The sequence below is a fragment of the Isoptericola sp. NPDC056134 genome (assembly GCF_042264825.1).
Lineage (GTDB): Bacteria > Actinomycetota > Actinomycetes > Actinomycetales > Cellulomonadaceae > Isoptericola > Isoptericola nanjingensis.
In genome coordinates this window covers 25102-37803 of the sequence record NZ_JBHJVM010000006.1, presented here as the reverse complement: position 1 = coordinate 37803, position 12702 = coordinate 25102, and the positions used below count along the sequence as shown (strand labels likewise).

Annotated in this window: 14 protein-coding genes and 1 riboswitch; of the genes, 6 read left to right on the top strand and 8 right to left on the bottom strand. The window is 75.3% G+C overall.

What is annotated here, in order from left to right; all coding sequences use genetic code 11:
* Positions 1 to 23 precede the first annotated feature (23 nt).
* A complete protein-coding gene (locus tag ACFCZN_RS07855; RefSeq protein WP_430556407.1) occupies positions 24 to 920 on the top strand; it encodes an NAD(P)-dependent oxidoreductase in 897 nt (298 codons plus the stop codon).
* Between the two features lie 110 nt (positions 921 to 1030).
* Complete coding sequence (locus ACFCZN_RS07850) at positions 1031 to 1204, top strand: CsbD family protein (RefSeq protein ID WP_429766061.1); 174 nt, start codon at positions 1031 to 1033, stop codon at positions 1202 to 1204.
* A gap of 73 nt (positions 1205 to 1277) precedes the next feature.
* On the opposite strand, the gene ACFCZN_RS07845 is transcribed toward ACFCZN_RS07850, so the two are convergent.
* The gene (locus ACFCZN_RS07845; protein WP_430556406.1) at positions 1278 to 2720 is read right to left on the bottom strand and encodes an aminotransferase class V-fold PLP-dependent enzyme; all 1443 of its coding nucleotides are present in this window, start codon (positions 2718 to 2720) and stop codon (positions 1278 to 1280) included.
* 34 nt (positions 2721 to 2754) lie between these two features.
* Positions 2755 to 2871, bottom strand: a riboswitch (SAM riboswitch).
* 302 nt (positions 2872 to 3173) lie between these two features.
* Between ACFCZN_RS07845 and ACFCZN_RS07840 the strand changes: the two genes are divergently transcribed.
* The 3 genes from ACFCZN_RS07840 (at position 3174) to ACFCZN_RS07830 (ending at position 5948) form a co-directional block, all read left to right on the top strand.
* Positions 3174 to 3665 (top strand): rhodanese-like domain-containing protein, encoded by a 492-nt coding sequence (locus tag ACFCZN_RS07840; RefSeq protein ID WP_430556405.1) that lies wholly within the window; start codon positions 3174 to 3176, stop codon positions 3663 to 3665.
* The gene (locus tag ACFCZN_RS07835) at positions 3662 to 4927 is read left to right on the top strand and encodes an O-succinylhomoserine sulfhydrylase (protein WP_430556404.1); all 1266 of its coding nucleotides are present in this window, start codon (positions 3662 to 3664) and stop codon (positions 4925 to 4927) included. Before ACFCZN_RS07840 ends, ACFCZN_RS07835 begins: the two co-directional genes overlap by 4 nt.
* 64 nt (positions 4928 to 4991) lie before the next feature.
* A complete protein-coding gene (locus ACFCZN_RS07830) occupies positions 4992 to 5948 on the top strand; it encodes a class I SAM-dependent methyltransferase (RefSeq protein WP_430556403.1) in 957 nt (318 codons plus the stop codon).
* A gap of 7 nt (positions 5949 to 5955) precedes the next feature.
* Here the strand turns inward: ACFCZN_RS07830 and ACFCZN_RS07825 are convergent, their stop codons facing one another.
* Together ACFCZN_RS07825 and ACFCZN_RS07820 are read right to left on the bottom strand one after the other, a co-directional pair.
* Positions 5956 to 6972 carry an NADP-dependent oxidoreductase gene (locus ACFCZN_RS07825; protein WP_429766070.1) on the bottom strand — a complete coding sequence of 339 codons (1017 nt, stop codon included), beginning with the start codon at positions 6970 to 6972 and terminating at the stop codon, positions 5956 to 5958.
* A 32-nt stretch (positions 6973 to 7004) separates the two neighbouring features.
* Positions 7005 to 7391, bottom strand: coding sequence for a DUF1304 domain-containing protein (locus ACFCZN_RS07820; protein ID WP_430556402.1), 387 nt, complete (start codon positions 7389 to 7391; stop codon positions 7005 to 7007).
* Between the two features lie 99 nt (positions 7392 to 7490).
* On the opposite strand from ACFCZN_RS07820, the gene ACFCZN_RS07815 reads away from it, so the two are divergent.
* The gene (locus ACFCZN_RS07815) at positions 7491 to 8069 is read left to right on the top strand and encodes a TetR/AcrR family transcriptional regulator (protein WP_429766073.1); all 579 of its coding nucleotides are present in this window, start codon (positions 7491 to 7493) and stop codon (positions 8067 to 8069) included.
* Positions 8070 to 8140: 71 nt separating this feature from the next.
* On the opposite strand, the gene ACFCZN_RS07810 is transcribed toward ACFCZN_RS07815, so the two are convergent.
* The 5 genes from ACFCZN_RS07810 to ACFCZN_RS07790 all read right to left on the bottom strand — a co-directional run bounded on the left by ACFCZN_RS07810 (position 8141) and on the right by ACFCZN_RS07790 (position 12669).
* The gene (locus tag ACFCZN_RS07810) at positions 8141 to 8800 is read right to left on the bottom strand and encodes a response regulator (RefSeq protein WP_430556401.1); all 660 of its coding nucleotides are present in this window, start codon (positions 8798 to 8800) and stop codon (positions 8141 to 8143) included.
* Entirely contained in the window at positions 8797 to 10119 is a 1323-nt protein-coding gene (locus ACFCZN_RS07805) for a sensor histidine kinase (protein ID WP_429766075.1), read from the bottom strand. Before ACFCZN_RS07805 ends, ACFCZN_RS07810 begins: the two co-directional genes overlap by 4 nt.
* 140 nt (positions 10120 to 10259) lie before the next feature.
* Positions 10260 to 11186: a hypothetical protein gene (locus ACFCZN_RS07800; RefSeq protein WP_430556400.1), complete on the bottom strand. Its 927-nt coding sequence runs from the start codon at positions 11184 to 11186 to the stop codon at positions 10260 to 10262.
* Positions 11186 to 11902, bottom strand: a complete 717-nt coding sequence (locus tag ACFCZN_RS07795) for an ABC transporter ATP-binding protein (RefSeq protein WP_430556399.1) — start codon at positions 11900 to 11902, stop codon at positions 11186 to 11188. Before ACFCZN_RS07795 ends, ACFCZN_RS07800 begins: the two co-directional genes overlap by 1 nt.
* 167 nt (positions 11903 to 12069) lie before the next feature.
* Positions 12070 to 12669, bottom strand: coding sequence for a TetR/AcrR family transcriptional regulator (locus ACFCZN_RS07790; protein ID WP_430556398.1), 600 nt, complete (start codon positions 12667 to 12669; stop codon positions 12070 to 12072).
* Between the last annotated feature and the right edge of the window lie 33 nt (positions 12670 to 12702).

Here is a 12702-nt window from a genome sequence, read left to right as displayed (position 1 = left end):
GTATGAACGTCGACGATGCTGCCATGGTCACCAGAACCCACAAGCCGTCGTCCCCCGCCCCCGTCTCCGTCGTCGGTCTCGGCCTCATGGGCCGCGCGCTCGCCGGCGCGTTCCTCAGGGCCGGGCACCCCACCACCGTGTGGAACCGCACCCCCGCCAAGGCCGACGCGCTGGTGGCGGACGGCGCGCACCTGGCGCCCTCGGCGGCCGCGGCGCTCCGCCCCGACGGCCTGACGGTCGTCTGCCTCACCGACGACGACGCCGTGCGCGAGCTGATCGGCCAGGACGGTGTCGACGTCGCCGGCGCCACGCTGGTCAACCTCACGTCCGGCAGCTCCTCGCAGGCCAGGGAGACCGCCCGGTGGACCGCCCGACGCGGCGCGCGATACCTCGACGGCGCGATCATGGCCGTGCCCTCCGCGATCGGGACGGCGGACGCGGTCGTCCTGCACAGCGGGCCCCGGACCGACTTCGACGCGCACGCGGCCACGCTCGCGGCGCTCGGCACCGTCACCCACCTCGGCGAGGACCCCGGGCTGGCGTCCCTCTACGACGCGGCCGGCCTCACGATGATGTGGAGCGTCCTCGACGCGTGGCTGCACGGCACCGCCATGCTCCGGACGGCCGGGGTGGACGCCGCCGCCTTCGCGCCGTTCGCCCGGCAGATCGCGGAGGGCGTGGCCGCGTGGCTGCCCGGTTACGCGGAGCAGGTCGACCGCGGCCGGTTCCCGGCCGAGGCCTCGGCCCTCGAGACGGACGCGCGTGCGATGGCGCACCTCGTCGAGGAGAGCGAGGCGCTGGGCGTGAGCACCGAGCTGCCGAGACTGCTCAAGGCCGTGGCCGACCGTGGCGTCGCCGCGGGCCACGGTCACGAGCAGTACCCGGTGCTGATCGAGGAGTTCGGCCGCCCGACGCCCTGACCTGCCGGTCGCCGGCCGGAGGACCACGGCCTGAGACGTCGGCGTGCGAGCCGGCGGGCACGCGCCTACGGTCGGTCTTCGAGGTCGTTCGTCTGACGGAAGGAGCCCCGATGGGACTGGGAGACAAGGCCAAGCACCTGGCGGAAGAGGCCGAAGGCAAGGCCAAGGAGGCCACGGGCAAGCTCACCGACGACGAGAGCAAAGAGGCCGAGGGCAAGGCCCAGCAGGCCAGCGCGAACCTCAAGCAGGCGGGCGACGACGTCAAGGACGCGTTCAAGGGCTGACCCGCTGACACGACGGGGCGCCACCGCACGGTGGCGCCCCGTCGTCATGTCCGCCCGGGGCGGGACCGACGGCTCAGAGGTCGTCGGGCAGGCAGCCGAAGGCCTCGTCGGCGCCCAGCGCGGCGGTGGCGAGCAGCCCCTCGAGGCCGGAGCCCTCGGGCACGGGGCGAGGGTCGTCGACGACGACCCACAGCCCGTCCACGACGTCGTACCGCGCCTGCGGCCCCTCGGTCACGAGCGAGCGGACGGCGGCGACGAGCCGCTCGACCTCCTCGCCCGCCGTGCCGAGGCCCACCGACGCGCGGACGGCCCCGGCATCGAACCCGAGGCGGCCGAGCAGCGGGTGGGCGCAGAACCGGCCGTCGCGCACCCCGATGCCGTGCTCGGCGGACAGGTACGCGGCGACGAGGCCCGGGTCGTACCCGGAGACCGTGAACGTCACGACCCCCACCGGGTCGACGGCGTCGTCCCACACGTGCACGACCTCGACGCGCTCGACCTCGCCCAGCCCGTCCACGAGGCGGCGCCGCAGGGCGTCCTCGTGCTCGCCGGCGACCCACGGGTCGAGCGCGGCGAGCTCGTCGCACGCGGCCGCGAGCGCCACCGCGCCCACGACGTTGGGCGAGCCGGCCTCGTGCCGGGCGGGGCCCTCGTGCCACTCGGTGGTGGTGGTGCGGACCCGGCGCACGGCGCCGCCGCCGGCGAGGTACGGGGTGCCGGCGTCGAGCCAGTCGCGGCGTCCGACCAGGGCGCCCGCCCCGAAGGGCGCGTACGTCTTGTGGCCCGAGAAGGCGACGTAGTCGACGCCCGTCTCCGCGAGCGAGAAGCGGCGGTGCGGCACCAGCTGGGCGCCGTCGAGCACGACGCGCGCGCCCGCGCCGTGCGCCGCGGCGACGACGTCGGCCACGGGCAGCGCCTCGCCGGTCACGTTCGACGCGCCGGTGAGCGCCAGCAGGGCGTAGGGGCGGCCCGCCGCGGCGGCGGAGCTCAGCTCCTCCTCGATCTCCGCGAGGGTGGCGGACACGGACGGCCCGCCGGTGACGACGGTCGCGTCGGTGACGCGCTGCCAGGGCAGCAGGTTGGCGTGGTGCTCGATGTCGAGCACGAGGACGCGGCCCGGCTCGCCGGTGGCCGGGTCGGCGGGCACGCAGCCCGCGAGCAGGTTGAGCGAGTCCGTGGTGTTGCGGGTGACGATCGTGAGGTCGTCCTCGCGGGCGCCGACGAACGCGCCGATCGTGCGGCGCGCCGTCTCGTACAGGGCGGTCGAGACCTGGGACAGGTAGCCGGCGCCGCGGTGCACGCTGGCGTACAGCGGCAGCACGCGCGCGACCCGGTCCGCCACGGACTGCAGGGCCGGCGCCGACGCCGCGACGTCGAGGTTGGCGTACGGCACCTGGCGGCCGTCGACGAGCGGCACGAGCGTGTCGCCGCCGACGACGGGCAGCACGGGGGCGACGTCGTGCACGGCGGCGGCGCGCGCGGCGGGCACCGCAGGCGCAGTGGTGAGCGTGGTCATGCGTGGTCCTCCTCGGTCGTGCCGGGGAGGTGGCTCCCCGCGCTTGCCCGCACGCCGGACGGCGCGGGGCCAGGTCGTCACCCGGGGCACCCCGCCGCGAGAGGAGGGTTGCCGGCCAGCGAGCCGGGGCTTCGCGCTGGCGCTCTTGACCTGCCGCCCATCGTGCGTGCGCGGCACCTCGCGGTCAAGCGGATCCGGCGTCCTTCTCACGATGCGGTCGAGGGTGGCCACCTCGGGTTCGGCGTCGCCGGCGCGCGACCCGGGGGACGCGCGGCGTTCGCGTCGCGAGACGGGGTGACCAGCACGCGGACGGCGGGCGTACGATCGCCACGACCATCCCGAGCGGCCGAGTGACGTGGCACGTCGACGCCGCAGCAACCCGCGGGCCGGTCGTCGGCGACGGCGGCCGTACCGGACGAGGGTGCTACCGCCACGACCGATGGGAGGACTGCGATGAGCACCCAGATCGATCCCCGCCCCGCCGAGGGCTACGCCGGCGACCTCACCCCGCAGCAGGCGTGGGACCTGCTCGCCGGCGACCCCGACGCCGTCCTCGTGGACGTGCGCACCGAGGGCGAGTGGCGCGCGATCGGCGTGCCGGACACCGCCACTGCCGGCAAGGCCCCCCTCTTCGTCGAGTGGGTGCAGGCGGGCGGTCGCCCCAACGCCGGCTTCCTCGCCGAGCTGGCCGCCGCGGGCGTGACCGCCGACAGCCCGATCGTCTTCCTGTGCCGCTCCGGTCAGCGCTCGATCGGCGCGGCGCGCCTCGCGACGGCGTCCGGCCTGGGCCCGGCGTACAACGTGCTCGAGGGCTTCGAGGGCGGCCCCGGCTTCGACGGCGTCCGCGACCGCGAGGGCTGGAAGGTGCGCGGCCTGCCCTGGGGCGCGTACGACGACGCCGCGACGCAGGCAGCCCGGCAGCAGGCCTCGGAGCAGGCCCGATGAGCGACGCGCAGGTCCCCACCGGCCCCGGCGCCGACCCCACGACCTTCGGCGGCTCGCGCCCGCTGCCCGCCTCGGTCCGGCCCGCGACCCTCGCCGTGCGGGGCGGGCACCGCCGCTCGGACTTCCAGGAGATGTCCGAGGGCCTGTTCCTCACCCAGGGGTACACCTACGGCTCGGCCGCGGACGCCGAGGCGGCGTTCGCCGGCGAGCGGTCCCAGTTCCTGTACTCGCGGTACGGCAACCCCACGGTGCACACGTTCGAGGAGCGGCTGCGCCTCATCGAGGGCGCCGAGGCCTGCTACGCCACGGCGTCGGGCATGTCGGCGGTGTTCAACACCCTCGCCGCGCTGGTCTCCAGCGGTTCGCGCATCGTGTCGGCGCGGGCCCTGTTCGGGTCCACCAACGTCATCTACGACGAGATCCTCGCCAAGTGGGGGGTGGACGTCGACCTGGTCGACGGGCACGTCACCTCGCAGTGGGAGGAGGCCCTGGCCACGCCGGCCGACGTCGTGTTCTTCGAGTCGCCGTCCAACCCCATGCAGGACCTCGTGGACGTGCGGCGGGTGGCGGAGCTCGCGCACGCCGCCGGTGCGGTCGTCGTCGTGGACAACGTGTTCGCGACGCCCGTGCTGCAGAAGCCGCTCGAGCTCGGCGCCGACGTCGTCGTGTACTCGGCCACCAAGCACATCGACGGGCAGGGTCGCGTGCTCGGCGGCGCGATCCTCGGCTCGGAGGAGTTCCTCGCCGGGCCGGTGCAGACGTTCGTGCGCAACACGGGCCCGTCGCTGAGCCCGTTCAACGCGTGGGTGCTGCTCAAGGGCCTGGAGACGCTCGACGTGCGCGTGCGCGCCCAGAACGCGGCGGCCCTGGAGGTCGCGACCGCGCTCGAGGCGCTCGACGGCGTGACCGGGGTGCGCTACCCGTTCCTGCCCTCGCACCCGCAGCACGAGCTCGCCAAGGCGCAGCAGTCGGGCGGCGGCACGGTCGTGACGTTCGACCTCGCGGTGCCCGGGGGCACCGAGCCGGCGGAGGCGAAGAAGCGGACGTTCGCGTTCCTCGACGCCCTGCAGGTCGTCGACATCTCCAACAACCTCGGCGACGCGAAGTCGATCATCACGCACCCCGCCACGACGACGCACCGCAAGCTCGGCCCGGAGGGCCGCGCCAAGGTCGGCATCGCCGAGACCACCGTGCGGCTGTCGATCGGCCTCGAGGACCCGCGGGACATCGTGGAGGACGTCGAGCAGGCGCTGCGCGCCTGAGCTCCCGCGACGTGTCGGAGGCCCCTGCCGGGCTCGGGCCCGGCACGTCCGACGAGGAGGACCTGTGGGGACACGGCACGACGTCGACTTCCTGTTCGGCGCGTGGCGCGTCCGTCATCGCCGCTGGACCGAACCCCTGGCCCCGGGTTCGACGACGGGCACCTGGACCGAGTTCGACACCGAGGCCGTCGCCGGGCAGATCCTCGACGGCCTCGGGAACGCGGACGACACGTCCGGCACCCGCGGAATTCCCTGGGCCGCCCGCCGCGGCCGTGCCTACGGTCGCCCCGTGCCCGACCCGATCTTCGCCGACCCCACGCTGGCCCGGCTGTACGACCCGCTCGACCCGGACCGCCGCGACCTCGATCCGTACCTGGCCCTCGCCCGCGAGCTGGGCGCGCGCCAGGTGCTCGACGTCGGCTGCGGCACGGGCGCGCTCGCCGTGCTGCTCGCGGCGGAGGGCATCGACGTCGTCGGCCTCGACCCGGCGGGCGCGTCGCTCGACGTGGCCCGCGGCAAGCCCGGCGCCGGGCGCGTGCGCTGGCTGCACGGCGACGCCACCACGCTGCCGCCGTTGCAGGTGGACCTCGCCACGATGACCGGGAACGTCGCGCAGGTCTTCCTCACCGACGACGACTGGGCGGCGACACTCGGGGGCGTGCACGCCGCGCTCCTCCCGGGCGGTCGCCTCGCGTTCGAGACCCGCGACCCGGCGCGGCGGTCCTGGGAGCGCTGGACGCGCGAGCGCACGCACCGGCGCAGCGACGTGGCGGGGTTCGGCGTCGTCGAGACGTGGACGGACCTGGTCGACGTCTCGCTGCCGCTCGTGACGTTCCGCGGCACGTTCGTCCTGGCCGACGGACGGGTCCTGCGCTCGGACTCGACCCTCCGGTTCCGGGAGCACGACGAGCTGGCGGCGTCGCTCGAGACTGCCGGCTACGTCGTCGAGCAGGTGCACGACGCGCCCGACCGGCCCGGGCTGGAGTGGGTCTTCGTCGCCCGGGCGGTCGAGCGCGGCTGACGCGGTCTCAGCGCGCCGTGCGGACGACCATCTTCCCGGTGTTGGCGCCGGCCATCATGTCGAGGAACGCCTGCGGGGCGTTCTCGATGCCGTCGACCACGGTCTCGTCGTAGGCGATCTTCCCGTCCGCGAACCACCCGGTCATGAGCTCGCGGAACTCGGCGCCGTGGTGGAGGTAGCCGCCCAGGGTGAAGCCCTCGAGCCGGAGGCCCCTGGTGATGAGGTTCGCCATGTTGTCCGGGCCGGGCAGGCGGTCGGTGGCGTTGTAGCCGGCGATGGCCCCGCACAGCGCGACCCGGCCGCCGTCGTTCATCACGTCGAGCGCCGCGGTGAGGTGGTCGCCGCCGACGTTGTCGAAGAAGACGTCGACGCCGCCCGGCACCAGCGCGGGGAGCTGCTCGCGGACCGGGGCGTCCTTGTAGTTGAGGGCGGCGTCGTAGCCGTACTTCGAGGTGAGCAGCTCGACCTTCTCGGCCGACCCGGCCGACCCGACGACCCGCTCCGCGCCGAGCAGGCGCGCGATCTGGCCGGCCGCGGTGCCGACGGCGCCCGCCGCACCCGAGACGAACACCGTGTCGCCGGGCTTCATGCCCGCGATCGCGGTGAGGCCGACGTAGGCCGTGAGCCCCGTCATGCCGAGGATGCCCAGGTGGAGGGACAGCGGCACCCCGGGGAGCTCGGGCACGACGCGGAAGCCGCGCGCGTCCTCCTGCGCGACGTCGCGCCAGCCGTGCTGGTGCAGCACCACCGCGCCCACCGGGACGTCGTCGGACGCCGACTCGACGACGCGCCCGATCGCGCCGCCCGTCATGGTCTCCCCCAGCGCGAAGGGCGGGGTGTAGCTCTTCACGTCGTTCATGCGCCCGCGCATGTACGGGTCGACGGAGACGAACTCGTTGGCCACGCGGACCTGGCCCGGCTCGAGGTCGCCGTAGGTGACCTGGACCGTGCGGAAGTCGTCGGGCGCGGGCCACCCGGTGGGGCGGGCGGCGAGCTGGACCTGGGTGCTGACGATGGAGGACATGCGGGTGTGGTGCCTACTTCCGGGGTCGATGATCAGGATGCGAGGCCGACGACGAGCGCGACGACCGCGAGCAGCGGCGCGGCGCCCTGCGGGACGGCGGCCCGGCGCTTGTCGGGCGAGGAGAGGAACAGGACGAGGGCGGCGGCGAGCATGCTGCCGGTGCCGGCCAGCACGAGGGCCGCGCCCGCACCGTTGGTGCCGGCGGCGACGAGCACGATGCCGATCGCGGTCACGACGGCGAGGAACAGGTTGTAGAAGCCCTGGTTGAAGGCCAGCTCGCGCGTGGCGGCGGCCTCCTGCTCGGTCGTGCCGAACGTGGCGCGCGCCCGGGGGGTGGTCCACGCGACCGACTCGAGCCAGAAGATGACCACGTGGAGCGCCGCGGCGATCCCGGCCAGGACGAGCCCTGCGACGACCATCGGTTCTCCCTGCTGCCTGCCGGCGCACCCGCCGGTCGATTCTGTAACGGTCGGTCCACTGTATATACTGCAACGAGCGTTACACAACTTGGAGGAACGATGGGCAGGGCGCAGGGGTTCGAGACCGAGCAGGCGGTCCGGGCGGCGCGCGAGGTGTTCTGGCGCGACGGGTACGCGGAGGCGTCCGTCCCCGCGCTCGAACGCGCCACCGGGCTGAACCGGTCGAGCATCTACCACGCCTTCGGCTCCAAGCGCGGGCTCTTCGACGCCGCCGTGCAGAGCTACCTGGACGAGGTCGTGCGGCCACGGCTGCGCCCGCTCGTGGCCGACGACGTCGCCCCCGGAGCGCTCGTCGAGTACCTCACCGGCCTGCGCGCGGCGCTCGCCCGCGCGGACGAGGTCCAGGGCACCTCGGGCTGCCTGCTGGTCAACACGTCGGGCTCCCCCATCGCGGCCGACGACGCCGTGCGCCGCACCGTCGCCGACTACCGCGCCGAGCTGCGCGCCGCCCTGCGGCGCGGGGTGGTCGCGCGGCGACCGGACGCGACACCCGCCGACGCCGACCGGCTCGCCGACGTCTGCACGGCCCTGGTCATCAGCGCCTTCACCCTGGTGCGCGTGGACCCGCCGAGCGCGCTGCACTGCCTGGACACCGCCGTCGACGTGCTCGACCACTGACGCCGCACGCGCGACCACCCGGCTGTCGACGGGTGGTGCGTCGCGGCGGCCGGGAATCGCTGACCCGACGGTCAGCCGCCCGGGACCACGAGCCCGGTGTCGTACGCCCACACCACGAGCTGCACGCGGTCGCGCGCACCGGTCTTGGTCATGATCCGGCTGAGGTGCGACTTCACCGTGCTGGGCTCGAGGAACAGCGCCGCGGCGATCTCCGCGTTGGACGGCCCCCGGCACAGCAGCGCGACGATCTCCCGCTCGCGCGCGGTGAGCAGCCCGGTCGCGGCCGGGTCGGGCACGACGGGGCCGCGGCGCCGCGCGAACTCGTCGATGACGCGCCGCGTCAGGGTCTGGTCCACCAGCCCGTCCCCCGCGGCGACCCGGCGCACGGCGTCGACGAGCACCTCGGGCTCGGCGTCCTTGAGCAGGAAGCCGGACGCGCCGGCCTCCAGCGCGCCGAACACGTAGTCGTCGAGGTCGAACGTGCTGACCACGAGCACGGGCACCGGGTCGACGACGCCCGGCCCGGCGAGCTCCCGCGTCGCGGTGATGCCGTCGCCGCCGGGCATGCGCACGTCCATGCACACGACGTCGGGCCGCTCGCGGCGGGCCACGCGGACGGCGTCGGCGCCGTTCGACGCCTCCCCCACGACCTCGAGGCCCTCGCTCTGCAGGATCACGGTGAACCCGGCGCGCACCACCGCCTGGTCGTCCACGAGCACGACGCGCGTCATCGGGCGCCCTGCCCGACACGCACCGACCGGTCCTCGGCGCCCGCGGGGCGCGGCACGACGAGCCGCACCAGCCAGCCGCCGCCGGACGTGCGCCGGGCGGTGAGCCGGCCGCCCACGAGCTCCGCGCGCTCGGTCATGCCGATGACGCCGTGCCCCGGGCCCGCCTCCTGCGGCGACGCGGTCGACGCCGACCGGTCGGCCGGGCCGTTGCGCACGGTGACCGCCAGCTCGTCCTCGTCGTACATGGTCTCGACGTCGACGGCGCTGCCCGGCGCGTGCCGGCGGGCGTTGGCGAGCGACTCCTGCAGCACCCGGTACACGGTGAGCTGCACGGTGGGCGGGAGGCCGTAGGGCTCGCCCCGCCGCGTCTCCTGCACCCGCGTGCCCGTGCTGCGGGCGAGGTCGATCAGCGCGGGCACGTCGGCGAGGGTCGGCTGCGGGGCCGACGGCACGTCGTCGCCCTCGCCGGTGTCGCGGAGGATGCCGACGACGAGGCGCAGGTTGTCGAGCGTCTCCCGCCCCTGCCCGCGGATCCAGCGCAGCGACTCCTTCGCCCGCTCGGGGTCTCCCGTGACGAGCCGCTCCGCGGCGGCCGCCTGCACGACGATGCCGGACAGGTGGTGCGCCGCGACGTCGTGCAGCTCGCGGGCCATGCGGCCCCGCTCCGCGAGGACGGCCTGGGCGGCGAGCGCCTCGCGCTCCCGCTCGGCCTGCGCCACGCGCGCCCGCAGCTGGGCCAGCAGCTCGCGCCGGGTGCCGACGTACGCGCCGACGAGGACCGCGCCGAGGTAGACCACCAGCGCGGACACCAGCCCGCCCCACAGCTGGGTGCCGACGGTCACGCCGAGCTCCGCCACCGTCGCGGGGCCGCCCAGCACGTACCCGAGCAGCACCTGCACGACGGCGGCGCCCGCCGCCGCGCCGAGGGCCGGCCGTCGAGGGGCCTGCACGCCCACCGAGTAGGCGGCGACCAGGGTCGCCGGCGCCTGGAAGCTCACGAACGGCGGCAGCAGCGGTGCCAGCGCGAGCTGCCCGAGCAGCACGAGCGCGAGGCACAGCATCGGGAACCGGCGCCGCAGCGTGAGCGCCATCGCCTGCCCGACGAGGACGACGCATGCCGTCACCTGTGCACCGGTGCTCATCCCGTCCACCGACGCCTGGGCCCCGAACGACTCTCCGAGGCTCGACGACACCACCTGCAGCAGCGTCAGGAGCAACGCGACCGACAGCGCCGCGATGACGGCGCCGAGCAGCGCGTCGCGTCCCGTGGCGGTCCGGACGCCGAAAGCGTCGAGCCTCCGTCGCAGCGCGTCGAGCACAGGTCCTCCGTCGGTGTCGGGATGGCTGTCTGGATGCTTCTCTGGACGATCTCGGGGTGACCGTCGAGCCCGGCCCACGGTACGCCGTCCGGGGCCGGGCACGACCCGTCGTCGCTGGTCAGGCGGATATCGATCGGATATCAGGCGAGGTCACGACGGCGGAGGACGGCGCCCGCGGTGACGAGCAGCACGGCCGCCCAGGCGACCAGCCCCGCCAGCGCCGCGGCGGCACCGAGCGCCGGGCCGGCGCCCGTCGTCGCCCCGAAGAGCTGGGCGGCGCCCTGACCCGCCGACGCGAGGGACCCGAGGGTGATCGGCAGCCACGACGTCGCCGTCGTCGCGCCGCCCGTGAGGACGAGCGCGGCGGCCTGGATCATCGGTTCCACGAGGGCGAGCGCCACGACCACGACGATCGCCGCGACCTGCCCCCGCACGAGGGTACCGACGGCGAGCCCCAGCCACGAGAGCAGGACCATCGCCGTGAGACCTCGCCCCCAGACGCCGAGCGCCTCGCCGGGCCCGATCGCCAGGCTCGCGCCGGGCGTCGTCGCGACCGCGAGGACCAGCCCGACGGCCGTGACCAGCGCGAGCGCCACCCCGATCGCGAGCGCGGCCGTCGCCGTCGCGCCCGCCTTGCCGGCGAGGATCCGCAGCCGGTCCGGCACGGCCAGCGCCATGGGCACGATGCCGCCGGTGCGGAAGTCCGTCGTGGCCGCGAGCGCGCCGAGCAGCAGCACGCACAGCGCGGTGACGCCGCTGGAGCCGGACCCGGCGGGCCCGTTGCCCATGAGGTCGAGCAGCGACCGCTGGGCGGCGGCGGACCCGAGATCCGTGGCGGCGGCGAGACCGGACAGGAGCTCGCTGGTGTCCGCCGGGGACATCTGCGGCCCGACGTGGAACCCGGCGTCCGCCCCGCCCAGCGCCTCGAGGGTGCGCAGCGTGCGCGGCAGCACGAGCGTGAGGGTCTGCGCGAGGAGCATGCCCGCGACGGCGACGATCCCGATGACCCAGGGCGTCCGGGTGCTGCGCAGCTTGAGCAGCTCGGCCCTGAACACGGCGAGAGACATCAGCGGACTCCTTCGGTGGCGGCGGTGAGGTCGAGGTACACGTCCTCGAGGCTCCGGTCGGTGGTGACGAGCTCGCGCAGCGTGCCCGCGGCGACGACGCGGCCCTGGCCGACGACGACCAGGTCGTCCGCGACCTGCGCCACCTCGCCCAGCACGTGGCTGGCCAGCAGCACCGTGCCGCCGTCGTCGGCGAAGGTGCGCAGCAGCTCGCGCAGCCACCGCATCCCGGCCGGGTCGAGGCCGTTGGCGGGCTCGTCGAGCACCAGGACGTCGGGATGGCCGAGCAGCGCGGCGGCGATGCCGAGGCGCTGCCTCATGCCGAGCGAGTAGGTGCGCACGCGGCGGTCGGCGGCGGGGATCATGCCGACGGCGGCGAGCACCTCGTCGACCCGGCGGGCCGGGAGGCGCGACGCCGCGGCGAGCACCCGCAGGTGGTCACGGCCGGTGCGCCCCGGGTGCAGCCCGCCCGCGTCCAGCAGCGCCCCGACCACCAGCGCCGGGCGCTCCAGGTCGGCGTAGCGCCGGCCGTCGAACGTCGCCGTGCCGGCGTCCGCCCGGGCCAGTCCAAGCAGCACGTGCAGGGTCGTGCTCTTGCCCGCGCCGTTCGGGCCCAGCAGGCCCACGACCCGCCCCGGCTCGGCGGTGAAACCCACGTCGTGCACGGCCTCGAAGCCGCCGTAGGACTTGTGCAGCCCCTCGATCCCGATGGTGGTCATCCGTCCCCTCCCTCGTCGTCCGGCGGCCGTCGTTCGCCGTTCCGGTACCCCGAGCCTTCCGGGGAGGGGGTGGCCGGGTCTTGGGGCGGAGGGCGGAACCTCGGTTGCGACTCTCGGGGGAGGTCGTGCGTCCCGGCGCCCGACCGGGCGACGGAGAGGGATCGGGGTCACGCCGCGGCGAAGAGGCGCTCCAGGTGCTGGTCGACGGCCGCCAGCGCGGCCTCCGGCTCGATGACGCCGAGCTCGAGCAGGGGCGTGAACCCGGTCAGTGCCAGGAGGAGGTCCGTCTCGACGTCGGGGTCCCGGTCCGGGGCGATCCGGCCCTGCGCGATCGCCTGGCGGACGAGGCGCTCGACCGTCGCGCGGCCGTCGCGGAGCCCGAGGCCCGCCTGTTCGCGCAGCACCGGGTCGTGCAGCGCCTCGAGGACGTAGGCGGCGCTCATGCGGCTGGACGCGCGGGCGTCGGGGTGCAGGGGCAGCATCTCGGTGAGCACCAGGCGCAGCACGTCCCGGGGGTGCGGCGGTTCCTCGAGCGTGGCGAGCCCCCGCGCGACCCGGTCGGCGGTGCGCTCGGCGGCGAACTCCATCGCGAAGGTCAGCATCGCCGCGCGCGAGGCGAAGTAGTGCTGCAGCTGCCCCAGCGAGACCCCGGCCTCGCGGGCGACCTCCCGCAGGGTCGCCCTGGTCCACCCGTGCTGGTCGACGACGCGCCACAGCGCGTGCGCGATCTCCTCGCGGCGCTGCTGGTGGTCCACCAGCTTCGGCATCGTGCCCCTCCCGGGTTGTCGTACGCTCGACAT